Consider the following 22878-nt stretch of genomic DNA (forward strand, 5'->3'; position numbering starts at 1 on the left):
CCGCCGTCATGCCCCTCGCCTCAGTCGAGCAGCAGCGCGGGCTCCTCGAGGATCGAGGCGACGTCGGCGATGAACCGCGACATCCCGTCGCCGTCGATCACCCGGTGGTCGAACGACCCCGACACGGTCGTGACGAAGCGCGGGCGCACCTCGCCGTCGACCACCCAGGGCTTCTGACGGATCGTGCCGAGCGCCACGATGCCCGACTCGCCCGGGTTGATGATGGGTGTGCCGGCGTCCATCCCGAAGACCCCGATGTTCGTGATCGTGATCGTGCCGCCCTGCTGATCGGCCGGCGTCGTCCGCCCCTCGCGCGCGGTCAGCGTGAGCTTCTCGAGCGCGCGGGCGAGATCGCGCATCGACAGGTCCTGCGCGTCCTTGATGTTCGGCACGAGCAGGCCGCGCGGCGTCGCCGCGGCGATGCCCAGGTTGACGTACCGGCGCACGCGGATCTCGGCGCCGCCCTCGGCATCCACCCACGCGGCGTTGACCATCGGCGTGCGGCGCACCGCCCAGATGACCGCTCGCGCCATGATCAGCAGCGGCGAGACCTTGACGTCGGCGAAGTCCGGCGAGGCCTTGAGCCGCTTGACGAGCTCCATCGTGCGGGTGGCATCGACGTCTGTCCACACCGACACGTGCGGTGCGGAGTAGGCGGACTGCACCATCGCCGACGACGTGGCCTTGCGCACGCCCTTGACGGCGATCGTCTCCTCGCGGCCCGGTTCCTGAGCCTGGCGAAGGGTGGCATCGGGCACCGGCTTGGCCGGGGCGACCGCCGGGGGCCCGGCGGGCTCGCGGGCGGGCACGGGGATCGTCTCTTCGCGCACGTCGCCCCACGCGGGGGTCTCGATGTTGCGGAACACGCTCGCCTGCGACGCGTGGCGCATGACGTCGTCGCGCGTCACCTCGCCGGCGGGACCGCTCGGCTGGACCGCGGCGAGGTCGACGCCGAGGTCGCGGGCGAGCTTGCGGATCGGGGGCTTCGCGACGACGCCGACGGATGCCGCGACCCGCTGCTCCGCGGGAGCCGCGGGCTTCCTGCGCCGAGACTGCACGTGACCCCCGGTGCCGTAACCCACGAGCACCGCGCCGTCGCCGCCGTCGCCGGAGGGGTCGCCGGGCTCGCCGTGCTCGGACTGGCCGACGGTCGTCGGGCCTGCGGCATCCGTCGTCGCGGCGATCGTGATGATCGGCGCTCCGACGTTCACGGTCTCGCCCTCGGCGGCCAGCACCTCGCCCACCGTGCCGGCGAACGGCGACGGCAGCTCGACCAGCGACTTCGCCGTCTCGATCTCGACGAGCACGTCGTTGACCGCGACGCTGTCGCCGGGCTTCACGCGCCACTGCACGATCTCGGCCTCGGTGAGTCCCTCGCCGACGTCCGGGAGGAGGAAGGTCTGAGTGCTCATGTTCGGTCCCTTTCAGCCCCCGCCTGTCCGCGAGAGTGCAGCGGGCGGACGAGGGGTAGGCAAGTACCCATACTCTCGTCCATCAGCTGCACTCTCGCGGGAAGGAGAGGGGCACGGTCAGTAGGCCAGGGCGCGGTCGACGGCTTCAAGCACCCGGTCGGCGTCCGGGAGGTAGGCGCCCTCGAGCTTCGCGGCGGGGAAGGGCGTGTCGAAGCCCGACACGCGCAGCACGGGCGCCTCGAGGGCGTAGAACGCCTTCTCCATCACGGTGGCGGCGACCTCCGAGCCGAGGCTCGTGAAGCCCGGCGCCTCCTGGGCGTAGACCATCCGTCCGGTGCGGCGCACGGAGTCGAGGATCGGGCCGTAGTCGACCGGCGACAGCGACCGCAGATCGACGACCTCGCACGACGTGCCCTCGGACTCGGCGATCGACGCGGCCTGCAGCAGCGTCGTCACCATGGCGCCGTGGCCCACGAGGGTGACGTCGGTGCCGCGGCGGACGACGCGCGACGCGTGCAGCGGCAGAGCGCGCGCCGACGTGTCGACCTCGCCCTTCTGCCAGTACTTGCTCTTGGGCTCGAGGAAGATCACCGGGTCGGCCGAGGCGATCGCGTCCTGGATCATCCAGTAGCCGTCGTTCGGCGTCGACGGGCTCACGACCCGGAGCCCGGCGGTGTGCGTGAAGTACGCCTCGGGGCTCTCCTGGTGGTGCTCGACCGCGCCGATGTGCCCGCCGTACGGGATGCGGATGACGACGGGCATCTGCACCGCGCCCTCGTGGCGGTTGGTGATCTTGGCGAGCTGCGCCGTGATCTGGTCGAACGCGGGGAACACGAAGCCGTCGAACTGGATCTCGACGACGGGCCGGAAGCCCGCCATCGCCAGGCCGATCGCGGTCCCGACGATGCCCGACTCCGCCAGCGGCGTGTCGAGCACGCGGCGGTCTCCGAACTCGGCGACGAGCCCTTCGGTCACGCGGAAGACACCGCCGAGCTTGCCGATGTCTTCGCCCATCAGCAGCACGCGGTCGCTCGCGGCCATCGCCGCGCGCAGGCCGGCATTGATGGCGCGGCTGAACGGCATGGTCTGGACGGTGGATGCCTCGGCCCGGGCGTTTGCGGACGGCTCGGGGCGTTTCGTCTCGTCCGCGGTTCCTGAGCCTGTCGAGGTGACCTCGCTCGACGACCGGGTGGTATCGGTGCTCACGATGCGCCTCCTGCGAAGGATACCTCGTAGTCGGCGAGCCACCGCCGCTGCTCGTCGATCAGGGGGTGCGCCTCGGAATACACGTGCGCGAACATGCTGTCGGCCTCGAGGCCGCCGAGTGCATTGGTGCGCGTGCGGGTGTCGTCGGCGAGGGCCTGCGACTCGGCCTCGACGTCGGCGAAGAACGCCTCCGACGCGCCCCGCGCCAAGAGGTACGCCCTCATGCGCGCGATCGGGTCGCGGCGCCGCCACGACTCCTCCTCGTCGGACGTGCGGTACTTCGTCGGGTCGTCGCTGGTGGTGTGCGCGCCGAGCCGGTAGGTCATCGCCTCGATCGCCCGCGGCCCCTGGCCCGCACGCGCCTCGTCGAGCGCCGTGCGGGTGACGGCCCAGCTCGCGAGCACGTCGTTGCCGTCGATCGGGATGCTCGGCATCCCGTATCCCTCGCCGCGCTTGTACAGCGGCGAGCGCGACTGGGTCGACACCGGCACCGAGATCGCCCACTGGTTGTTCTGCAGGAAGAACACCTCGGGGGTGCGGTAGCTGTTCGCGAAGACCATGGCCTCGTGCACGTCGCCCTGGCTGGACGCGCCGTCGCCGTAGTAGACGATGACGGCCTCGTCGCGTTCGGGGTCGCCGGTGCCGCAGCGGCCGTCGAGCGTGAGTCCCATGCCGAAGCCGGTGGCGTGGAGCGTCTGGGCGCCGAGCACGAGCGTGTAGATGTGCGTGTTGCCGTTCTTCGGGTCGAACGGGTTCCAGCCGCCGTGGGTGAGTCCGCGCATCAGCCGGATGATGTCGATCGGGTCGACGCCGCGGATCCGGGTCACGACGTGCTCGCGATACGACGGGAAGAGGTGGTCCTGGGCTCGCGCGGCGCGCGCCGAGCCGACCTGCGCCGCCTCCTGCCCGTAGCTCGGCGGCCACAGCGCGAGCTGGCCCTGCCGCTGCAGATTGGTCGCCTGCACGTCGAACGCGCGGATGACGGCCATGTCGCGGTAGAACTGCTCGAGGTCGGCGTCGGCGAGGCCTTCGACGAGCTCGAGGTAGGGCTCGGCGGCCGGGCTCGGCGCGAACGAGCCGTCGGCCTGGAGGAAGCGGACGAGCGTGGGGGGTTCGGACGAGGTCTGTGCCGAGGGCGCCGTGGCGTCGGTCGTCACCGAATCTTCGGGCGGAGTCACCGTTCTACGCTAGCCCGCACTCCGGGATGGCCCTCTGGGAGGTCCTTCACAACGGATGCCGCAATCCGTAGGACCTTGTCGACAGATCCCTCTTCGCCGACCGAGATCCGGATGCCGTCACCGGCGAACGGGCGCACGATGAGGCCCGCCTCTTCGAACGCCGACGCGAAGGTCAGCGTCTCGTCTCCACTGGGCAGCCACACGAAGTTGCCCTGCGCCTCGGGGATGTTCCAGCCGGCATCGCGGAGGGCGGCCGCCAGCCGGTCACGGCGCCCGGCGATCTCGCGCACCCGCTCGAGCAGCTCGGCCTCGGCCTCGAGGCTCGCGAGCGCAGCCTCCTCGGCGTGTGCGGTGACCGACAGCGGGATCGCGGTGCTGCGCGCCGCGTCGAGCACGCGGGGATGCCCGACGGCGTAGCCGACGCGGAGCCCCGCGAGCCCGTACGCCTTCGAGAAGGTCCGCAGGACGACGACGTTCGCACGGCGGGGCCCACCGGGCTCGCGCAGGCCGTCGACGGCGTCGGGGTCGGTCACGAACTCGGCGTACGCCTCGTCGAGGATCACCAGGACGTCGGACGGGACGCGCTCCACGAACGCGTCGAACTCGGCCTGCGTGACGATCGGCCCCGTGGGGTTGTTGGGGCTGCATGCGATGACGGCGCGCGTGCGATCGGTGATCGCGCCGGCCATCGCGTCGAGGTCGTGGCGTGCGCCCGCGCGGAGCGGCACGTGCACCGCGGTCGCGCCGGCGACCACGGCGAGCCAGGGGTACGCCTCGAACGATCGCCACGCGTAGACGAGCTCGTCGCCCGGGCCGCACGTCGCCTGCACGAGCTGCGCGAGGATCGAGACGCTGCCCGCGCCGATGTGGACGGCGTCGACCCCGACGCCGAACCGCGCTGCGAGGCGCTCCCGCAGGCGGGCGGCGGAGGCATCCGGATACCGGTTGAGCGCCGTGGCCGCCTGCACCCGCTCGAGCACGCCCGGCAGCGGGTCGAACGGGTTCTCGTTGCTGGAGAGCTTGAACGCCTCGGCGCCGGCCTGCCTGCCCTGCTTGTAGGGCGGCAGCGCGGCCACCTCGGGGCGCACGCGCACGGGGATCTCGGGGGCATCGGTCACGCTCCCGAGTCTACGAGCGACGACGGATGCCGCACCCCGCGCGGCACCGGAAAACCATTGGCCGCGCTCGGGGTGCATGCCAGACTGGCGCACTATGGGCTTCCTCATCCGCGTCGTGATCAACGCCTTCGCCATCTGGGTCGTGACCCTGATCCCCGCGCTGCAGGTCTTCGTCATCCCGTTCCCGCCGGGAGAGACCCTGCAGCTGGTCCTCACGCTGCTGCTCGTCGCCGCGATCTTCGCGCTGGTCAACACCATCATCGGCACCGTCATCAAGGTGCTCGCGTTCCCGCTGTACATCCTGACGCTCGGCCTCATCGGCCTGGTCATCAACGCGTTCCTGCTGTGGCTGACCGCGTGGATCACCGGCTTCTGGAACTGGGGCCTGCGCGTCGAGGACTTCTGGTGGGGCGTCGTCGCGGCGATCATCATCTCGCTCATCAACTGGCTCTTCGGCATCATCCTGCGTCCGCGCTCGAAGAGCTGATGCTCAGCCGCGGGTCGCGGCGTACTCGGTGACCTCGACGGACTCGGCGGCGCCCAGGTCGTCGAAGACGTCGCGCAGATTGCCGACGCGCGGGTCGGTCGAGGCGTCGACGAGCGCCGCGGTCTCCGCGTAGGCGGTCATCCGGTGGCCGGGCACGGCGGCATCGGCGAGCCCGACCTCGGTGTCGGCCACGCGCTCGACGACGAAGCTGCCGGGAGCCCCGACGGCGGCGTTGTGGCCGCCGCCGGCGAGCGCCGCCACCGGGTCGTCGGTGTGGCGCACCGTCACGCTGAGCGTGCCGGTGCCGACGTCGGCCGCGACCGGGCTGCCGAAGGTGACGAGCGTGCGCGTGTCGTACTCGCCGTCGAGCGCGAGGTGCGAGCCGATCATGGCCCCCTGCGAGTGCCCGAAGGCGTGCACGACGTCGCCCGGCTCGGCACCGGCCGCGACCAGCGCCTGCTTCGTCGCGGCGAACGACTCCGACTCGCGGCCCGTGTAGAGCTCGTGGTTCGCCTGGTTGTCCCACGGGTCGTCGCCCCCGTAGGCGAACGACTGCATGCCGGCGATGTACACCGCGAACTGCTTCGAGCCGTCGGGCATCGTGTACTTCTCGACGCGCACGCGGGAGTCCCCGGCCCCCGGCATCCGCTGCGTCACCGCGGTCAGGCTCTGCGGCGCGCCGGACGCCGCCGCCGGACGCACCGTCGTGAGGGTCACGGCGCCCGCCCGACCGGTGAGCCGCGCGTCACGGGAGAGCCGCCCCTGCCCGCCGATCCCGAGCACCGCGGCACCCGCGATCGTGCCGACGCCCATCGCGGCGCCGGTGGCGATGCCGGCGGGCCCGCCGAACTCGGCGCCCACGACGAGCCCGCTCTCGGCGGCCTGCCGCGCGAGTTCGCCGGGCCAGTTCACCGTGCGATCGACCTCGGCCCCCAGTGCGTCGCCACGCCTCGGGGTGCTCCTGGCTCAAGCGCGTCACCCGCGCATCGAGCGCCGCCGCCCGCGCGTCGTCGCCCGCCGCGACCGCCGCGCGGTGCTCGGCGTTCAGCTCGACCAGCTCGTAGGCGATGGCCGCTTCGCGCAGCGCCGCCGCGATCCGCTCGGCCTCGGCTCTCACCTCGACCAGCCGCTGGAACAGCACCGTCACCGACGAGACCGCGTCCCACGCATGCCCGCGCAGCCCGAGCAGCACCCCGTGCGAGGTGCCGAGCCGCCGGCAGATCTCGTCGAGGTCGGCCTCGGCGGCGACGAACCGCGACGCCGCGTGCCGCAGGCTGCCGGTGTCGACGGCCACGGCTCCGCCGCCCCGGATCTCGAGCCCCGTGTCGGCTCGCGGCCAGGATTGCACCAGTCCGCTCAGCCAGTCGCCGAGGTCGCCCCGGCGACCGCCGTCGGCCCCGGGGTCGCCGCCGAGCCCGAGGTCGCCGCCGGGCTGCGGGGCAGGGCCGCCGCCGCTCATCGGGCGCCCGCCGGGGCGAAGGCGGCCGCGTAGGCGTCGGCTTCGCGCAGCGCCGCCCGGTCACGGGCGTGACACGCATCGATCCGAGCGCTCTCGGCAAGGCACACGAGCCCTGACACCTCGCCGGCCCAGGCCTCGGCTCGCTCGTGGAAGGCGGCGGCGGCGGCGGACTGCCAGTCGGTCGCCGCGGAGAGGCCTCGCGCGGCGGCCGCGGCATCCGTCAGCCGTCCGATGACCACGGCCAGATCGCGCACGACGAGGGCCAGCTGATGCGAGACGGGGGCGGCGGGATCGTTCACGCGTCCATGCTGGCGCCGGCCGCGGTGCGGCCCCGGCCGCAGCGGGAGATCTGTGCACGACGGGCGGCACCCGTGCCCTGGGGAGGAGCCGGGCGCGGGCACGCGACGAGGCGCCGCCCCCGGAGGGACGGCGCCTCGTCGCACGGGTCAGGACAGGTCGAACAGGCTCTTCACGCCGACCTTGACGACCGCGGTGTCGGTGGACGTGTTGCCCGCGGCATCCGTCGCCGTCCAGGTGAACGTGTAGACCGCGCCGTTCACGGCCTTCACCTCGAACGTGCGGTCGCCGGTCTGGCGCCACTCGCCCTTGGACGTGCCCTCGACCGTCACGCCGGTGAGCTCGACCGTCACCTCGCCACCGTCGTCGGCCGCGTCGACGTGCATCTCGATCGCGCGCATCTTGTTGTTCGGCGCGAGGAGGAACGACGGGTGGGCCATCGCCTCGATGGTCGGCGGGGTGGTGTCGGGCGGCGTGAGCGCGAGCCCGACGATCACCGGGTCGTGGTCGCTCGAGCGGTAGGCGTCGGGCGCGTACAGCGCGTCCTGCGCGGGCAGCTTGAACGTCATGTCGTAGTCGATGAGGCTCGGCTCATCGGCGTTGACGTTCCACGTCGCGGCACCGACCACCTCGTCGAGCACGTCGCCGCCGGCGAGTGCGTAGTCGAGATAGCCGAGCTGCCCGTCGAAGATGTACGAGTAGGCATCCGTCCCGTGGAACTGCGCGAGCAGGTCGGTGTAGCCGGCGCCCGCGAGCGCCTGGATCGGGTCCTCCTGGGCGTACGCGTTCAGGTCGCCCATGATGAGCTCGCGCCCGGCGCCCTGACCCGTCGGGTCGGTGGCGAGCCAGTCCGCGAGCGCCGCGGCGGCCTGCGTGCGCACGCCGTTGCAGTTGCCCTGCCCGTTCGGGTCGGTCGGGTCGCCGACCGCGTTGCAGTCGGAGCCCTTCGACTTCAGGTGGTTCACCACGACGGTGAAGGTCGCGCCCGCCGCGTCGGTGAAGCTCTGCGTCAGGCCCGGGCGGTTGAAGGCGTCGAGCCAGCGCGCGTCCTTCGACTGGTCCATGAGCTGGAACGAGCCGGCCGGCGTCACCGAGGCGGGCTTGTAGATCAGCGCCGTCGTGATCACGTCGGTGCCGATCACGCCGGTGTCGACGTAGTCGTACGCCTCGGCGCCGAGGCGCTCGTTGAGCGCGTCGGTGAGCGCCGCGACCGCCGTGCCGTTGTTCTCGATCTCGATGAGGCCGAACACGTCGGCGTCGATCTCGGCGAGGGCGGTGACGATCTTCGCCTCCTGCCGCTCGAACTCGGCGGCGTCGTTCGCACCGCGCGAGCCCAGCGTCGTGAAGTAGTTGAGCACGTTGAAGCTCGCGACCGTCAGGTCGCCGCCCACCTCGGGGACACCGGTGCGGGGATTGCCCGACGCGAACTGCGCACCCTCGGTCGGCTGCACGGCCCAGGTGTCGAAACGGTAGTCGAGGACGCCCGTGACGTCGGTGACGAGGTCGCCGCTGCGGAACGTGTTCGCGAGCGTGAACACCTCGCCGTTCGGGTGGATCGCCGGGTCGGGATTCTGGATGCCGCGACCGTCGTCGACGGTGATGCTCTCGGCGACGTTCTTCGCGGCGAGCTCGATCGCCGCGGTCGATCCGGCGTCGTGGAGCCCCGTCGGCTGGTACTGACGGCCGAGCGTCAGCGTGATCGTGCCGAAGCGGCCGAACTCGAACGTCTCGCCGATCGCGAGCTGCTGCGGCAGCGTCACGTACATGCCCTCCAGCGCCTCGCGCTGCGCGGTGGTCGCCGGGAGCGTCAGCACGGCGGGGGCGGGGAGCGCCTGGCCGGTCGCGCAGATCTCGACGTCGGTGGCCGAGACCTGCGTCATGCCGAAGAACTCGGTCGCCGTGCCGGCCACCGACACCACGTCGCCGGGCGCGACGGCTGCGCCACCCGGGGCGTAGACGAAGATGCCGTCGGACGTGGCGGAGTCGCCGTCGCCGGCGTCCTGGACGTAGTAGCCGTCGAAGCCGCCGGTCTGGAAGTCGCCGACCACGACGCCCTCGATGAGGACCGCCTGGCCCGGGATGGGCGTGGCCGCCCCGGCGCCCTGCACCGATCCGATCGCGACGGGCGCGGCGTCGCAGTCCGCGCCGTCCGGGTCGGTCGGGTCAGTGGGGTCGAGCGCGCAGTCCGCGTCGTGCGCCCCGAGGCCGTCGAAGGTGTCGACCGCGAAGCCGATCCAGCCCGCCGCGGGATCGAACACGTCGGACCCGTTCGTGTCGCCGACGCACGTGTCCGGCGCACGGCGAAGCGTGTTGTCGGCGGTCGAGTTCAGGCCGGTTCCCCACTCGGCGCCGGGGTCGAATCCGATCTGCCCGACGACGTCCACGATGGCGCCGCCCTTCGCGAGCGCGACGGCGTCGTCGCCGTTGAACACGCCCGACGACGTCGTCTGGTCGGCCTGGGCGAGCACGGCGGGCACGGACGACGCGTGCGCGAGCACGAACACGTCGTCGGGCGCGACGGTGCCCGCCAGCGGCACGGTCAGGCCCGCCGACGCCGATCCGTTGAAGTAGACCTGCAGCGAGTAGCCGGCCGCGCCGAGGTCGACGGCGGCGGTGCTGGGGTTGTAGATCTCGATCGCCTTGTTGTTGGACGTTCCCTCGATGTACTCGCTGATCAGCAGATCGCCGGATGCCGCAGCCGCGGGCGCGGCGAAGGCCACGACTCCGGCGGCGGCGAGCGCCGCGGCGGTGAGGGCCGCGGTGAGGCGGCGGGTGGGACGGGGCACGGATCCTCCTGGTGGGTGGAGCGGACACACGTGGGGAGGGCGTGCATGACCCTCCCCGATCCTCACAACGTAAGGGAGCGGCATCCGTCGCGGAAGACCCCGAGGAGGAGAGGACGTGAACGCCGGGTGTCGGACCGTCGCCGGCGCACTTGGGTGCTCGTGCGCGTCGCGCCAGAATGGAGCGCATGACCGCGAGCGCCGTGGAGCCCTTCCGCGTCGTCTTCGTCTGCACGGGGAACATCTGCCGGTCGCCGATGGCGGACGTCGTGTTCCGGGAGTTCGCGGATGCCTCGGGCCTGGGTGCGCGGGTCGCCTCGACGAGCGCCGGCACGGGCGACTGGCACGTGGGCGAGCAGGCCGATCAGCGCACCATCGACGCGCTCGCCCGCGCCGGGTACGACGGGACGCATCATCGCGCGCGGCAGTTCACGCACGCCGACTTCGCCCACGGCGACCTCGTGGTGGCGCTCGACCGCAGCCACGAGCGGATCCTGCGGGGCTGGGCGCGCACCGAGGCCGACGCCGACAAGATCGCGCTGCTGCTGTCGTTCGATCCCACGGCCCGGACGCTCGACGTGCCCGACCCGTACTACGCCGGCCCCCGGATGTTCGACGAGGTGCTCGGTATGATCGAGAGTGCGAGCCGGGCGCTCTTCCGGCAACTCGAACCCGCGATCCGACCGGTGCCGTAGCGCCGCGGTCCGCCGGCCGTTTTCGAAGCCCGACGGGAGCCACCGTGACCTCTCTGCCCTCCTCCGCTCTACCGTGGCAGCCGCTGAGTCCGCTCGACGGTCGCTATCGCCCCGCGGTGGGCGAGCTCGGCGAGTACCTCTCGGAGGCGGGCCTGAACCGCGCCCGCGTCGAGGTCGAGGTGGAGTGGCTCATCGCCCTCACCGACCGCTCGCTGTTCGGCACCTCGCCGCTCGCCGAGGCCGACAAGGCGCGGCTGCGCGCGCTGTACCTCGAGTTCGGGCAGGGCGAGATCGACTGGCTCGCCGAGAAGGAGTCGGTCACCCGTCACGACGTCAAGGCCGTGGAGTACCTCGTGCGCGACCGGCTGTCGTCGCTCGGGCTCGACGCGATCGCCGAGCTGACCCACTTCGCGTGCACCAGCGAAGACATCAACTCCACCTCCTACGCGCTCACCGTGCGTCGCGCGGTCGAGCGCGTGTGGCTGCCGAAGCTGCGCGCCGTGATCGCCACGCTCGGCGACCTCGCGGTCAGGCATCGCGACGCGGCGATGCTCTCACGCACCCACGGGCAGCCGGCGACGCCGTCGACGATGGGCAAAGAGCTCGCCGTCTTCGCGTGGCGCCTCGCTCGCGTCGCCGACCAGATCCAGGGCGGCGACTACCTCGCGAAGTTCTCGGGCGCCACCGGCACGTGGTCGGCGCACCTCGCGGCAGAGCCCGAGGTCGACTGGCCCGCGCTGTCGCGCGAGTTCATCGAGGGGCTCGGCCTCGACTTCAACATCCTCACGACCCAGATCGAGTCGCACGACTGGCAGGTCGAGCTGTACGACCGCGTGCGTCATGCCGGCGGCATCCTGCACAATCTCGCGACGGATGTCTGGACATACATCTCGATCGGCTACTTCACGCAGATCCCGGTCGCGGGGGCCACCGGCTCGTCGACCATGCCGCACAAGATCAACCCCATCCGCTTCGAGAACGCCGAGGCCAACCTCGAGATCGCGGGCGGACTCCTCGGCACGCTCTCGCAGACGCTCGTCACGAGCCGGCTGCAGCGCGACCTCACCGACTCGACGACGCAGCGCAACATCGGCGTCGCCCTCGGCCACTCGCTGCTCGCGCTCGACAACCTGCAGCGCGGCCTCGGCGAGATCGCCCTCGCCGAGCAGGTGCTGCTGGCCGACCTCGACACGAACTGGGAGGTGCTCGCCGAGGCCATCCAGACCGTGGTGCGCGCCGAGATCGCCGCGGGGCGCTCGCAGATCAGCGACCCCTACGCACTGCTGAAGGACCTCACGCGGGGCCGTCGCGTCGGCGCCGCCGAGCTGGCCGAGTTCGTGCGCGGGCTCGACATCGGCGACGACGCGAAGGAGCGGCTGCTCGCGCTCACCCCCGCGACCTACGACGGCCTCGCCTCGCAGCTCGTCGACGAGCTCTGACGCGTTTCGTATCGCTTCGCTCGCTCAACGACCGGGGGGGTCGCTCGGCTCGCGCAACGACCGGGGGGGTAGCTCGGCTCGCGCAACGACCGGGGGGTAGCGCGGCTCGCTCAACGACCGGGGGGGTAGCGCGGCTCGCTCAACGACCGGGGGGGCGCTTCGCTCGTCCCGCCTCAGGCCTTGGGGTCGGCGGATGCCGCGGCATCCGGATCGTCGTCGGACTCCTCGGGGAGCAGCACCGGCCGGTCGACCTGCTTGGTGATCTGCGCCGGGTCGACGGCCAGCAGCAGCAGCGACACGATCAGGAGCACGGCGATGAAGCTCACGCCCGCGATGATCAGCGCGACCACGACCGCCGCCTGAGCCTCGGCGGCGGTGCGCTGCTGGAAGAACCCCATCGACACGAGCGTCACGATGCCGGCGAACGCGGCCGCGCCGAACGCGAGGCCCAGCAGCTGCACGGGCTTCATGAGGTCGCGGCGGGTGGGACGGTCGTCGCTCACGCGGAGTCCTTCTGATCGGCCGCATCAGTGGATGCGGGGGCTGCCGTCGTGTCGGCGACGGCTCGGGGCGAGAACCCGGCGATGCCGAGGTATACGGCGATGATGGCGGCGTAGCCGCCGAAGATGCCGACGCCGATCGTCACCCCGGTGAGGGTGAACGTCTGCCGCGCCTCTTCGATGGTGTAGTCGAGGGCGTACGCCGGCTGGACGAACAGCAGCGCCACGCCGAGGAGCAGCGTGATCGCGCCGGCGACGGCGGCGTCCCGGCTCTCGGAGCGCGGCCGACCGGGGCCGGCGGCCGCGCGTCGGCGACGCCCGGCGCGATCTCGCGCCGTTCGGTGCGGCCGCGCAGGCCGAGAGAGCCCGCGAGGAGTTCGAGTGCTCCGCTGACGAGGGCCCACGCGATGACGATGACGAAGAATCCGGTGACGGTGCGCATCGGACCGAGTCCGCCGACCATGCCTGCGACGAGGGTCACGCCGCCGAGAGCGCCCGCCTGCCACCGACGGCCTGCCGGGTACACGAGCCACACCGACAGCAGCAGCACGAGTCCGCTCGCGATCGCGAAGCCGCTGAAGACCGCCATGCCGACCGCCGCCGAGTGGTCGGGCGAGAACGTGATCATGAGCGCTGCGAGCGCCGCGAACGCGGCACGGGCGAGCTGCACGTGGCGCACGGCGAACGTGCGGGATTCGGCTGAGGTCACGGCTTGTCCTGCGGGAGCGGAGGCGTTTCCCAGATGGGGAACGGATGCCCCCATCCTACGCGCGGCGCCGGTCGCGGCATCCGCCGCCCATCCGGCGCCGGATCAGGCGATCCCGTGCCGGACCGGACGAGCGCGAGAACGGATGCCTCAGGCCAGCGTGTCGAGGATCCCGGTGAGCAGCTCGAACGTCGTGAGCGGCGAGACGATCGCGAACCGCAGCACCGGCTCGCCGGCGTGCGAGCTCGGCACGACGAACGCGTGCTGCTCGTCGAGCAGACGGTCGGACCACGCGGCGTAGTCGGCGGCCGTCCACCCTTCGCGCCGGAACACCACGACCGACAGCTGCGGGTCGCGCACGAGCGACAGCCCCTCGCGCGACTCGATCTCATCGGCGATGCGCCGCGCGAGATCGATGCCGTACGCGATGGTCGACCGGTACTGCTCGGTGCCGTGGGTCGCCAGCGAGAACCACAGCGGCAGGCCTCGCGCGCGGCGCGTGAGCTGCACCGCGAGGTCGGACGGGTTCCAGTCCGGCTTGTCGGTGAGGGTGTCGAGGTACTCGGCCTTCTGCGTGTGCGCCGACAGCGCCAACGCCGGCTCGCGGTAGATCAGGGCGCACGCGTCGAACGGCGCGAACAGCCACTTGTGTGGGTCGACGATCGCCGAGTCGGCGAGCTCCACGCCCGCGAACGCCGGGCGGGCGCTCTCGACGAGCATCGCCGCCAGGCCGTAGGCGCCGTCGACGTGGAACCAGATGCCGCGGGCGTTGGCCTCGGTCCCGACGCCGGCGATGTCGTCGACGATGCCGAAGTTGGTCGTGCCGGCGGTTGCGACCACCGCGAACACCGCGTCGCCGAGGTCGTCGAGCACGCTCGCCACGGCGGGCCCGCGCAGTCGCCCGCCGGCGTCGACCGGCGCCGTGGCGACGTCGACGTCCATGACGGCCGCGGCGGACGCGATCGACGAGTGCGCCTCGGCGCTGCAGACGACGACCCACCGTGCCGGGTCGGGTCGTCCCGCCTCGCGGTTGCGGCGGCGTGCCGCGTCGCGCGCGGTGACCAGGGCGGAGAGGTTGCCGATCGTGCCGCCCTGGACGAACACGCCGCCCGAGCCCTCCGGCATCCCGAACTCCGCCGCCAGCCAGTGCAGCACCTCGTTCTCGGCGAAGACGGCCCCGGCCCCCTCCATCCACGATCCTCCGTACACGGCGGATGCCGACACCACGACGTCGAACGCGAGCGCCGCCTTGCTCGGAGCCGAGGGGATGAACGACAGGTACCCCGGATGGTCGGTCGACAGGCACGCCGGCGCCAGCACGTTCTCGAACAGGGCGATCGCGCGACGGGCGCCGATGCCGCCGTCGGTGATCGAGCCGGAGGCGAGGCGCGCGAGGTCGCGCGGCGTCATCGGCTTGTCGAGCGGCACGTCCTGGTACAGCGCGCGGCGTCGCGCGTAGTCGAGCACGTCGTCGACCGTGTGACGCGTCTCGTCGGAGATCGCGTGCATCTGGGCGGGGTTCGTCGCGGACATGTCTGCTCCTGCTCTCGGGCTGCACATCACGGTAACGGGATCGCGCAGGAATGGAGAAGCGCGCGAGCGGCGCCGTCCGTAGCGTTGTGGACATCGGCCGGATGGCCCACGAGTGTGAAGGAGAACGACATGGCAGAGAAGACCACCTCCGACGGACTGTCCCAGGAGGAGCGCGACGCCGTCAAGCAGCGTGCGAAGGAGCTGCGCGCCCAGGCGAAGGCGGGCAAGAGCCGCGAGGCCGGCACGAAGCAGGTGCTCGAGGCGATCGCGAAGCTCGAAGGAACCGACAAGGTGCTCGCCGAGGGCCTGCACAAGGTCGTGGGCGAGGCGGCGCCCCACCTCGTGCCCAAGACGTTCTACGGGTTCCCGGCGTACGCCAACGAGGCGGGCAAGGTCGTCGTGTTCATCCAGCCCGCGTCGAAGTTCAAGACCCGCTACGCGACCATCAACTTCGACGACCCGGCGACCCTCGACGACGGCGACATGTGGCCGATCGGGTTCGCCGTGACGGCGTGGACGGCGGCGGTCGAGAAGCGCGTCACGGCGCTCGTGAAGGCGGCCGTCGACTGAGCTCCGCCCGCGCGTGACGAGCCGCGGCACCCGCTCACCCGTACGGGAACCGGATGCCGCGGCTCGCGGCATCCGGTCGGCGCTCAGGCCTCAGGCGTCGGCGCTCAGGCCTCAGGCGTCGGCGCTTGGTGCGAGGCCTGCGAGGAACGGGAGCGCGGCCTGCCGGAAGGCGCGTGACCCGGGTGCGTTGAAGTGGTGGCGGCCCGGGATCTCCTCGAAGATGCCGTTCGGCGCCGTGGCCGCCAGCGCGCGGGATCGCGACAGGATGGCGTCCTCCGATCCGGTCGCGAACAGCACGGGCTGCACCGGCGGACGGTTCGGATCCGGGTCGGCGTCGCCCAGGCGCATCCCCTCGGCGAGCGCGACGAGGGCGCGCAGGTCGTTGCCGGGGACCCGCTCGGCCAGCGTCACGTAGTTCCGGGTCACCGGGTCCTCGACAGGTATTCCATCGTCGGCATACGCCCGTGCCTGGTCGATCTGCAGCCGGGCCAGCGGACGCCCGTCGGGGATGCCGCCGAGCACGGCGCGCCGGACGTGCTCCGGGTGGTCCACCGCCAGCTGCCATCCCACGCGCGCGCCGAGCGAGTAGCCGACGTAGCGCACCTCCGCGACGAGGTAGGTGTCGAGCACGACGACGAGATCGGCCACGAACGAGTCCATCGAGTACGCGCGGGGGTCGTGCGGCTTGTCGCTCGCGCCGTGACCGCGCTGGTCGACGCCGATGACGCGATACCCGGCGCGCGTGAGGTCGCGCACCCAGCCGGTGTCGACCCAGTTGTCGCGGCAGCTCGATGCGAAGCCGTGCACGCAGAGCACGGGCTCGGCATCCGGATCACCCCACGAGTAGGTCGCGAGCTGGTGTCCTTCCTCCGACATGACGAAGCTCGGGGCGGGCATCTCGGTGCGAACCAGCGGGGCGGCGTCCATGCCGCCCATTCTGCTCCGGGTCGGCGGTTCGCGAGCACACGCCGTCGACGAGCGTCGTCGTGCTCAGGCGGCGCAGGTTACGCCCCTCGGCGCCGGTTGGCAACCGGGATGGCCGAATGAGCGGAGCGGAATAGCTTCTCGGCATGAGCACCGATCACACGTACGACGAGCCGGGCGGCCGGCGGGCCGACCCGCCCACGGCCCGCTACGACGCGGACGGCGACGGCATCGCGGACGATCGCCGCGTCGTCGCCGACGACGCGCGCACGGTGCCGGCCGACCGGCCCACGCTGCGCGAGGACGTGGTGCATCGCGAGCACGAGCGGTTCGGCGGGTTCAAGTTCGGCTCCGCCTTCCTCGGGTGGCTGACGGCGATGGGTGCGCTGCTGCTGCTGACCGCCGTCGTGGCGGCGATCGGCGCCGCCCTCGGCCTTGCCGCCCCGGAATCCGTGGAGGACGCCGCCGAGGCGGCGAACCAGAACATGGGCGCTGCGACGATCATCGGCGCGATCGCCATCGCGATCGTGCTGTTCCTCGCATACTTCGCCGGCGGCTACGTGGCCGGCCGGATGGCGCGGTTCAGCGGCGCCAAGCAGGGCCTCGCGGTCTGGCTGTGGGCCGTGGTGTTCGCGGTGATCGTCGCGATCCTCACGGCCGTCGCCGGAAGCCAGTGGGACATCCTGGGCAACCTCGACGGCTTCCCGCGGATCCCCGTGACACCCGAGACCGCCACGGTCACCGGCATCCTGACCGCCCTCGGCGCCGCGATCGTCACGCTCGCCGCCGCGGTCCTCGGCGGCATGGCCGGAATGCGCTACCACCGCCGCGTCGACCGGGTCGGCCTCGGCGACTGACGCCGCCGGCCCCACCGAACCCCCCGATGAACCACTCGAGAAAAGGAGATGCCCCGATGGGTATGGACGACATGAAGCACGACATGGAAGACATGAAGGGCAAGGCGAAGGAGAAGATCGGCGACGCCACCGACAACGAGAGCCTTCAGGCCGAAGGCGTGGCCGACCAGGCCAGCGCCAAGATCAAGAAGGCCGGCGACGAGGTCAAGGACGCGTTCACCGACGACCGCTGATCTCACGTCGCGATGCCCCGGGGTCATGCGATCCCGGGGCATCGCGGCGTCTGCGCACGGTCGCGTGAGCGGATTCTCACGAGCCGCTCGCCGCGCGTTCACCGAACGGCCCGGGATTGGTAGGACCATCGTCATCGTGTGGCAGAACTGCCCCGATTGCGTCGGGGCATGAGTCGAAATCGCACGTCGCGCGCGCTGATGCGCCTGCTCACCGTCACCACCGCCGCCGCCACCGCGGCCGCCCTCCTCCCCGCCGCGGCGAGCGCCACGCCGGCGAACCCCGGCGACGCACGCTCGCAATCGCCGTACGTCCAGACCCATGTGCCGACGCTCGTGGCGCGGGCGACGCTCTCGGCCGACCACCTCGAGCCGGGACCGGCCTCGGGTGCGCTGGCGTCGCCCGGCAACGGGCGCACGGGCCCCTGGCCGGGCCAGGTGATCCCGGGCTTCTCGGCCATGATCGACAACGGCGACGGCACCTTCTGGGCGCAGCCCGACAACGGCTTCGGCTCGAAGGGCAACTCGGCCGACTTCTTGCTGCGCAACTACCTGGTGCGTCCCGCCTGGCAGACCGCCGAGGGCGGCGACGGTTCCATCCAGGTCGAGCGCTTCATCTCCTACAACGACCGCAACGGGGTCCTCGACTTCCCGATCGTGAACGACGGCACCGCGGACCGGCTCCTCACCGGCGCCGACTTCGACGTCGAGTCGGTCGTGCGCGCGAAGGACGGCACGTTCTGGGTCGGCGAGGAGTTCGGTCCGTTCCTGCTCCACTTCGACGCCGAGGGCACGCTGCTCGAGAAGCCGTACTCGCTCGAGGGTGCGAAGTCACCGCAGAACCCGTACCTCGTCGCGGGTGAGACCCCGCGCGTGCGAGCGAGCCGCGGATTCGAGGCGATGGCCTGGTCGGTCAACGGCCGCTACCTGTACCCGGTCGTCGAGGGGTCGTACGCCGACGATCCCGACCTGCGCCGGCGCGAGATCCTCGAGTTCGACACCCGCAGCGGCCAGTACACGGGCCGCACGTGGAGCTACCAGACCGATCAGGAGGCGAACGTCATCGGCGATGCCTTCACGGTGCGAAGCGATGTGCTGATCCTCATCGAGCGCGACGACTTCGAGGGTGAGCAGGCCGTCACCAAGCGGGTGTACGAGGTGGACCTCCGCCGCACCGATTCCGAGGGCTACCTGGAGAAGTCGCTCGTGCTCGATGCGCTGCGCATCGCCAACCCGCACGGCATCGGCGCGGGCGACGGGTACGGCACCGGCGAGATCTTCTCGCTGCCGGTGCAGTCGTTCGAGACGGTCGTGCAACTGAAGGACGGCAGCCTCCTCATCGGCAACGACAACAACTACCCCGGCAACGATGCCCGCATCGCAGGCACGCCCGACGACACCGAGTTCGCCGTCATCGACCTCGACAAGACGAAGCTCGAGCCGTCGACGGTGAGCCTCATCGGGCACCGCGGCGCGAGCGGCTCGCGTCCCGAGCACACCCTCGCGGCGTACGAGACCGCGATCGTGCAGTGCGCCGACTACATCGAGCCCGACGTCGTCTCGACCAAGGACGGCGTGCTGGTCGCCCGTCACGAGAACGAGATCTCGGGTACGACGGATGTCGCGGACCACCCCGAGTTCGCCGCGCGCCGCACCACCAAGGTCATCGACGGCACGAGCATCACCGGCTGGTTCACCGAGGACTTCACGTTCGCCGAGCTGCGCACGCTCCGCGCCAAGGAGCGCCTGCCGCAGGTGCGCCCCGGCAACACCGCGTTCGACGGTCTCTACCTCATCCCGACGCTCGACGAGGTCCTCGACCTCGCGCGGCACTCGGTGAGCTGCGACGGCCGCCCCGTCGGGGTGTACCCCGAGACGAAGCACCCCTCGTACTTCGACTCCCTCGGCCTGTCGCTCGAGGAGCCGCTCGTCGCGACGCTGCGGGCGAACGGGCTCGACCGTGCCGACGCGCCGGTGATCCTGCAGAGCTTCGAGACCGCGAACCTGCGCGACCTCGACGCGCTCACCGACGTGACGCTCGCCCAGCTGGTGAGCTCGTCGGGCCGCCCGTACGACTTCACGCTCGCCGGTGACGCACGCACCTACCGCGACCTGGTGACGCCGGCGGGCCTCGCCGAGATCGCGACGTACGCCGACGGCGTCGGACTCGAGAAGTCGGTGATGATCCCGCGCACCGCGGCCGGCACCCTCGGCACGCCGACGCCGGTGATCGCCGATGCGCACGCTGCGGGCCTCTCGGTGCACGGCTGGACGTTCCGCGCCGAGAACCAGTTCCTCCCGGCCGAGTTCCGATCGAGCGCCGACCCGGCCGCCTATGGCGACCTCGCCGGCGAGCTGCGGGTGTTCCTCGACGCCGGCATGGACGGCGTCTTCAGCGACCACCCCGGCATCGCCGCGGTCACGATCGACACCGTGACTCTCGGCGGCTGAGCCGGATCGCACCGCACACGCACGAGGAGGGGGATGCCGCGGCATCCCCCTCCTTCGTCGTCACGGTCAGCGCACCCGCCGGCCCTGCGCGAGGTCGATGAGCCGCTCGAGCACGTCGCCGCCCGACCGCAGTCCGTTGTGCTCGTGCTCGCTGGTGATCCACGGCGTGACGCCGGGGAGGAGCCGGGCGGTGTCCATCGAGAACTCGAACGGCACGTAGACGTCATGGACGTAGACGGCGGCTGCGCCGCGGGCACCGGATGCCGCGATCGCCGCCTCGTCGTACAGCCGCGGCCACTCGAACTCGGCGAGCGCCAGCGTCACCTCGCGCCACGGCTGCAGGCCCGGGACGGTGTCGAGCCACTCGCGACGCGCGTGCTCGCCCGTCAGCAGCGTCGGATCGGCGCGGAAGTCGTCGGGCTCGACGCGGTCGGCCGACCAGCGCGTCGCGTGGCCGTCGGCGTAGCTGGACTCGTGGAACACGTAGTACAGCGGGTTGCGCGCGCCGAACGGCATCGCGGCGGCGAGGTCGTGGCGGAACGCGTTGGTGTGCGGCTCGTGCTCGAGCAGCGCCCACAGGGTCTGCCAGCCGTCGTTGCTGCCGAGCAGAGCACCGAGCGAGCGCACCCGCGACACCGACACCACCTCGCCGTCGGGCAGCACGAGCCTGCCCGCCGACGCGAGGTCGAGCACGCGTCGGATCCTGTCGCGATGGCTCGGGAAGCGCCGGTAGTACCGCTCGGACTCGATGCGCATCTTGTCGTACGTGAGGGAGTAGACATCGTCGGGGTGCCGCCCCACGGCGCTGAGTCCGCCCGTGATGTACACGCGCTCGAGGGACGAGGCATCCGTCGACAGATATGCCAGCGTGGTGAACCCGCCGAACGACTGCCCCAGCACGCTCCACGTCGCAGCGCCCAGGTGCGCGCGCATCGCCTCGCAGTCGCGGACGATCGCGTCGGCGCGCAGGTGCGTGATGTACTCCGCGAGCTCGTCGTCGCCGCGGTCGAGATCCGCGTCGCTGACGGGCGTCGACCGGCCCGTGCCGCGCTGGTCGAGCAGTACGACGCGGTGATGCTCGAGGGCGGCGTCGAGCCACGACGGCGCGACGGGCGAGTGGAACGGGCGCGGCGCCTCGTGGCCCGGCCCGCCCTGCAGGAACACCAGGTAGGGCAGGTCTTCGCCGCTCTCGCGCACCACCTCGGCGGCGTACACGTCGATCGTGCGCGAGTCGGAGCCGTCGCCCCATACGAGCGGGACGGTGAGCGTGTGGTCGTGGACGGTCAGATCCTGCATGCGGCGCGTCGACACAGACATGCAGTGAGCCTAGGGCGTGGCACCGACTCGCGCGGTGCCGGATCCGAGGTCGTCGGGGCCATGCGTGCTCCGGGCCCCGATGCCTCGAGTGGATAGTTCGTATCTTTGTTCTTGTGTGGGTGCCACGGAGCGGGTAGAGTGTAGATCAGAGATTCGTTGAAGAAGTGGCCCGGTAAGCAGTCTGCGGGCGAAGAGTGAGGCGGCTTCGGCCGCATGCGTGACGGGTGAGTGCAGGGCGCGAGATGCGCCGGGATCTCACCCCTGTCCGCTCTTTCGTCTGCGAGCCTCATGTCTGCCGATCCTGTGTTCGACGCTTCCACGGCATTCGTCGCCGTGTCGAGGCTGGTCGACGGGTTCGAGGCGGGCCGACGCTCTCGGGCGGCTGCGGAGGCTGCGGAGATCCGGCTGCTGGCGGATGCCGCGGCCGCCGTCGCCCGGCCCGCCCACGCATCGCCCGATCAGGCACGGCGGGCGGAGCTCAGCCGACGGGCCCTGGTCGCGGACCTCGCCGCCTCGACGAGGACGTCGGAGCGCACGGTGACCCGGCTCCTCTCCGAAGCCACCGACCTGTGCGCCCGATTCACCGCGGGGGTGGACGCGCTGGCACGCGGAGAGATCTCCCGGCAGCACCTCGCCACGATCCACGACATCGGCGACCCGATCGACGACGATGCTGCGCGCGACGAGTTCGTCCGGATCGCCCTGGACCGTGCGCGGCAGCTCACCCCGGGCAGGCTCGCACCGGTGCTGCGTGCCGTCGCGGAACGCTTCCTCGACCGCTGCCTCGACGAGCGCCGCATCGAAGCGAACAGTCGACGCAGCGTCGAGGTGGTGGACCTCCCCGACAACCAGGCCGCTCTCACCCTGACCGCCGACGCCACCCTGATCCACGGCATCCACGACCGGATCACCGCGCAGGCGCGCTCGGTCATCGCCGCCCGCGAACCCGTCCCCCCGGCTGCCGGCGACACCGGCGGTGCCGGCGGCGAGGACGAGCCCCGCGACACCCGCACGATGGACCAACTGCGCGCCGACATCCTCACCGACACCCTGCTCACCGCCGGCCCCCAGGACTGCGTCGCCGGCGAGGGTCTCGACGCGATCCGCCCGACCGTGCAGGTCACCGTCCCCGTCCTCACCATGACCGGCGCCTCCGACGAGCCTTGCCTGCTCGCCGGCTACGGCCCCATCGACTCCGAAACCGCCCGTGCTCTCGCCGCTGCCGCACCGGGCTGGGAACGCGTGATGACCTCCCCGGTCACCGGTGCCGTGCTCGCCGTCGACCGGTACCGGCCCGGCCCCGCGCTGCAGAGGTTCCTCGCCGCCCGCGACGAGCACTGCCGATTCCCCGGATGCCGCCGCCCGGTCCGGCGGTGCGACATCGACCACACCATCGCCCGCGTCGACGACGGTCCCACCCGTCACGAAAACCTCGCTCACCTCTGCCGCCGCCATCACGTGCTCAAGAGCATCGACGCCTGGACCGTCGAGCAGGTCTCGCCCGGCGTCCTGGTGTGGACCAGCCCCACCGGCCGCAGGCACACCGACCGGCCCGAACCCACCGTCCGGTTCGTACCCGACCAGGCGCTTCTCGACCGTCGCCGCATCACGCGAGAACCCTGGCTGTTCTCGGACGACCATCCACCCGGCACGCCAGGCGCGCCACCCTTCTGACCGCCCGCACGCGGCCGGCAGTGGCGCACGCGTCCCCTCGCC

General features: G+C 71.8%; 21 protein-coding genes. 8 read left to right on the plus strand and 13 right to left on the minus strand.

Annotated features, from left to right (window positions below):
- Positions 1 to 20: 20 nt before the first annotated feature.
- From IM778_RS17215 to IM778_RS17230, 4 genes are all read right to left on the minus strand, one after another.
- Positions 21 to 1412, minus strand: coding sequence for a dihydrolipoamide acetyltransferase family protein (locus tag IM778_RS17215; RefSeq protein ID WP_194410006.1), 1392 nt, complete (start codon positions 1410 to 1412; stop codon positions 21 to 23).
- 117 nt (positions 1413 to 1529) lie between these two features.
- Entirely contained in the window at positions 1530 to 2495 is a 966-nt protein-coding gene (locus IM778_RS17220; RefSeq protein ID WP_194411961.1) for an alpha-ketoacid dehydrogenase subunit beta, read from the minus strand.
- Between the two features lie 119 nt (positions 2496 to 2614).
- Positions 2615 to 3775 carry a thiamine pyrophosphate-dependent dehydrogenase E1 component subunit alpha gene (locus IM778_RS17225; RefSeq protein WP_194411962.1) on the minus strand — a complete coding sequence of 387 codons (1161 nt, stop codon included), beginning with the start codon at positions 3773 to 3775 and terminating at the stop codon, positions 2615 to 2617.
- Between the two features lie 17 nt (positions 3776 to 3792).
- A complete protein-coding gene (locus tag IM778_RS17230) occupies positions 3793 to 4914 on the minus strand; it encodes a histidinol-phosphate transaminase (protein WP_228484641.1) in 1122 nt (373 codons plus the stop codon).
- 94 nt (positions 4915 to 5008) lie between these two features.
- Here IM778_RS17230 and IM778_RS17235 point away from each other — a divergent pair, with 94 nt between their 5' ends.
- Positions 5009 to 5401: a phage holin family protein gene (locus IM778_RS17235; protein ID WP_194410008.1), complete on the plus strand. Its 393-nt coding sequence runs from the start codon at positions 5009 to 5011 to the stop codon at positions 5399 to 5401.
- Between the two features lie 3 nt (positions 5402 to 5404).
- Here IM778_RS17235 and IM778_RS17240 read toward each other — a convergent pair whose 3' ends face one another.
- The 3 genes from IM778_RS17240 to IM778_RS17250 all read right to left on the minus strand — a co-directional run bounded on the left by IM778_RS17240 (position 5405) and on the right by IM778_RS17250 (position 9943).
- Positions 5405 to 6313, minus strand: a complete 909-nt coding sequence (locus tag IM778_RS17240) for an alpha/beta hydrolase family protein (protein ID WP_194410009.1) — start codon at positions 6311 to 6313, stop codon at positions 5405 to 5407.
- 543 nt (positions 6314 to 6856) lie between these two features.
- Complete coding sequence (locus IM778_RS17245) at positions 6857 to 7159, minus strand: hypothetical protein (RefSeq protein ID WP_194410010.1); 303 nt, start codon at positions 7157 to 7159, stop codon at positions 6857 to 6859.
- A 147-nt stretch (positions 7160 to 7306) separates the two neighbouring features.
- A complete protein-coding gene (locus IM778_RS17250; RefSeq protein WP_228484642.1) occupies positions 7307 to 9943 on the minus strand; it encodes an ExeM/NucH family extracellular endonuclease in 2637 nt (878 codons plus the stop codon).
- Positions 9944 to 10128: 185 nt separating this feature from the next.
- Here IM778_RS17250 and IM778_RS17255 point away from each other — a divergent pair, with 185 nt between their 5' ends.
- Both IM778_RS17255 and purB read left to right on the plus strand, forming a co-directional pair.
- The gene (locus tag IM778_RS17255) at positions 10129 to 10635 is read left to right on the plus strand and encodes a low molecular weight protein-tyrosine-phosphatase (RefSeq protein WP_194410012.1); all 507 of its coding nucleotides are present in this window, start codon (positions 10129 to 10131) and stop codon (positions 10633 to 10635) included.
- 44 nt (positions 10636 to 10679) lie between these two features.
- Positions 10680 to 12074, plus strand: a complete 1395-nt coding sequence (gene purB, locus IM778_RS17260) for an adenylosuccinate lyase (RefSeq protein WP_228484643.1) — start codon at positions 10680 to 10682, stop codon at positions 12072 to 12074.
- Positions 12075 to 12247: 173 nt separating this feature from the next.
- Here purB and IM778_RS17265 read toward each other — a convergent pair whose 3' ends face one another.
- The 4 genes from IM778_RS17265 to IM778_RS17275 all read right to left on the minus strand — a co-directional run bounded on the left by IM778_RS17265 (position 12248) and on the right by IM778_RS17275 (position 14813).
- Positions 12248 to 12577 carry an amino acid transporter gene (locus IM778_RS17265; RefSeq protein ID WP_194410013.1) on the minus strand — a complete coding sequence of 110 codons (330 nt, stop codon included), beginning with the start codon at positions 12575 to 12577 and terminating at the stop codon, positions 12248 to 12250.
- Positions 12574 to 12720, minus strand: a complete 147-nt coding sequence (locus IM778_RS17825; RefSeq protein WP_228484644.1) for a hypothetical protein — start codon at positions 12718 to 12720, stop codon at positions 12574 to 12576. Before IM778_RS17825 ends, IM778_RS17265 begins: the two co-directional genes overlap by 4 nt.
- On the minus strand, positions 12717 to 13283 hold the full coding sequence (locus IM778_RS17270) for a hypothetical protein (RefSeq protein ID WP_228484645.1): 567 nt from the start codon (positions 13281 to 13283) through the stop codon (positions 12717 to 12719). The genes IM778_RS17825 and IM778_RS17270 overlap by 4 nt, the downstream gene beginning before the upstream one ends.
- Positions 13284 to 13430: 147 nt before the next feature.
- On the minus strand, positions 13431 to 14813 hold the full coding sequence (locus tag IM778_RS17275; protein WP_194410014.1) for a pyridoxal phosphate-dependent decarboxylase family protein: 1383 nt from the start codon (positions 14811 to 14813) through the stop codon (positions 13431 to 13433).
- Between the two features lie 129 nt (positions 14814 to 14942).
- Between IM778_RS17275 and IM778_RS17280 the strand changes: the two genes are divergently transcribed.
- Entirely contained in the window at positions 14943 to 15383 is a 441-nt protein-coding gene (locus tag IM778_RS17280) for a hypothetical protein (RefSeq protein ID WP_194410015.1), read from the plus strand.
- A 111-nt stretch (positions 15384 to 15494) separates the two neighbouring features.
- Here the strand turns inward: IM778_RS17280 and IM778_RS17285 are convergent, their stop codons facing one another.
- Positions 15495 to 16310, minus strand: a complete 816-nt coding sequence (locus IM778_RS17285) for an alpha/beta fold hydrolase (protein WP_194410016.1) — start codon at positions 16308 to 16310, stop codon at positions 15495 to 15497.
- 143 nt (positions 16311 to 16453) lie between these two features.
- Here IM778_RS17285 and IM778_RS17290 point away from each other — a divergent pair, with 143 nt between their 5' ends.
- The 3 genes from IM778_RS17290 (at position 16454) to IM778_RS17300 (ending at position 19845) form a co-directional block, all read left to right on the plus strand.
- Entirely contained in the window at positions 16454 to 17164 is a 711-nt protein-coding gene (locus IM778_RS17290) for a hypothetical protein (protein WP_194410017.1), read from the plus strand.
- A gap of 56 nt (positions 17165 to 17220) precedes the next feature.
- Positions 17221 to 17397, plus strand: coding sequence for a CsbD family protein (locus IM778_RS17295; RefSeq protein WP_194410018.1), 177 nt, complete (start codon positions 17221 to 17223; stop codon positions 17395 to 17397).
- A 168-nt stretch (positions 17398 to 17565) separates the two neighbouring features.
- A complete protein-coding gene (locus IM778_RS17300; RefSeq protein ID WP_194410019.1) occupies positions 17566 to 19845 on the plus strand; it encodes an esterase-like activity of phytase family protein in 2280 nt (759 codons plus the stop codon).
- Between the two features lie 66 nt (positions 19846 to 19911).
- Here IM778_RS17300 and IM778_RS17305 read toward each other — a convergent pair whose 3' ends face one another.
- The gene (locus tag IM778_RS17305; protein WP_194410020.1) at positions 19912 to 21162 is read right to left on the minus strand and encodes an alpha/beta fold hydrolase; all 1251 of its coding nucleotides are present in this window, start codon (positions 21160 to 21162) and stop codon (positions 19912 to 19914) included.
- Between the two features lie 288 nt (positions 21163 to 21450).
- Here IM778_RS17305 and IM778_RS17310 point away from each other — a divergent pair, with 288 nt between their 5' ends.
- A complete protein-coding gene (locus IM778_RS17310) occupies positions 21451 to 22836 on the plus strand; it encodes an HNH endonuclease (protein ID WP_194410021.1) in 1386 nt (461 codons plus the stop codon).
- Positions 22837 to 22878 lie beyond the last annotated feature (42 nt).

It is taken from the genome of Microbacterium cremeum, from assembly GCF_015277855.1.
Lineage (GTDB): Bacteria > Actinomycetota > Actinomycetes > Actinomycetales > Microbacteriaceae > Microbacterium > Microbacterium cremeum.

What these genes read in the sequence shown, in the direction of transcription:
- IM778_RS17215 (WP_194410006.1), bottom strand. Translation starts at nt 1,412, where the DNA reads ATGAGCACTCAGACCTTCCTCCTCCCGGACGTCGGCGAGGGACTCACC.
- IM778_RS17220 (WP_194411961.1), bottom strand. Translation starts at nt 2,495, where the DNA reads ATGCCGTTCAGCCGCGCCATCAATGCCGGCCTGCGCGCGGCGATGGCC.
- IM778_RS17235 (WP_194410008.1), top strand. Translation starts at nt 5,009, where the DNA reads ATGGGCTTCCTCATCCGCGTCGTGATCAACGCCTTCGCCATCTGGGTC.
- IM778_RS17255 (WP_194410012.1), top strand. Translation starts at nt 10,129, where the DNA reads ATGACCGCGAGCGCCGTGGAGCCCTTCCGCGTCGTCTTCGTCTGCACG.
- IM778_RS17275 (WP_194410014.1), bottom strand. Translation starts at nt 14,813, where the DNA reads ATGTCCGCGACGAACCCCGCCCAGATGCACGCGATCTCCGACGAGACG.
- IM778_RS17280 (WP_194410015.1), top strand. Translation starts at nt 14,943, where the DNA reads ATGGCAGAGAAGACCACCTCCGACGGACTGTCCCAGGAGGAGCGCGAC.
- IM778_RS17285 (WP_194410016.1), bottom strand. Translation starts at nt 16,310, where the DNA reads ATGGACGCCGCCCCGCTGGTTCGCACCGAGATGCCCGCCCCGAGCTTC.
- IM778_RS17290 (WP_194410017.1), top strand. Translation starts at nt 16,454, where the DNA reads ATGAGCACCGATCACACGTACGACGAGCCGGGCGGCCGGCGGGCCGAC.
- IM778_RS17295 (WP_194410018.1), top strand. Translation starts at nt 17,221, where the DNA reads ATGGGTATGGACGACATGAAGCACGACATGGAAGACATGAAGGGCAAG.
- IM778_RS17300 (WP_194410019.1), top strand. Translation starts at nt 17,566, where the DNA reads ATGAGTCGAAATCGCACGTCGCGCGCGCTGATGCGCCTGCTCACCGTC.
- IM778_RS17305 (WP_194410020.1), bottom strand. Translation starts at nt 21,162, where the DNA reads ATGTCTGTGTCGACGCGCCGCATGCAGGATCTGACCGTCCACGACCAC.
- IM778_RS17310 (WP_194410021.1), top strand. Translation starts at nt 21,451, where the DNA reads ATGTCTGCCGATCCTGTGTTCGACGCTTCCACGGCATTCGTCGCCGTG.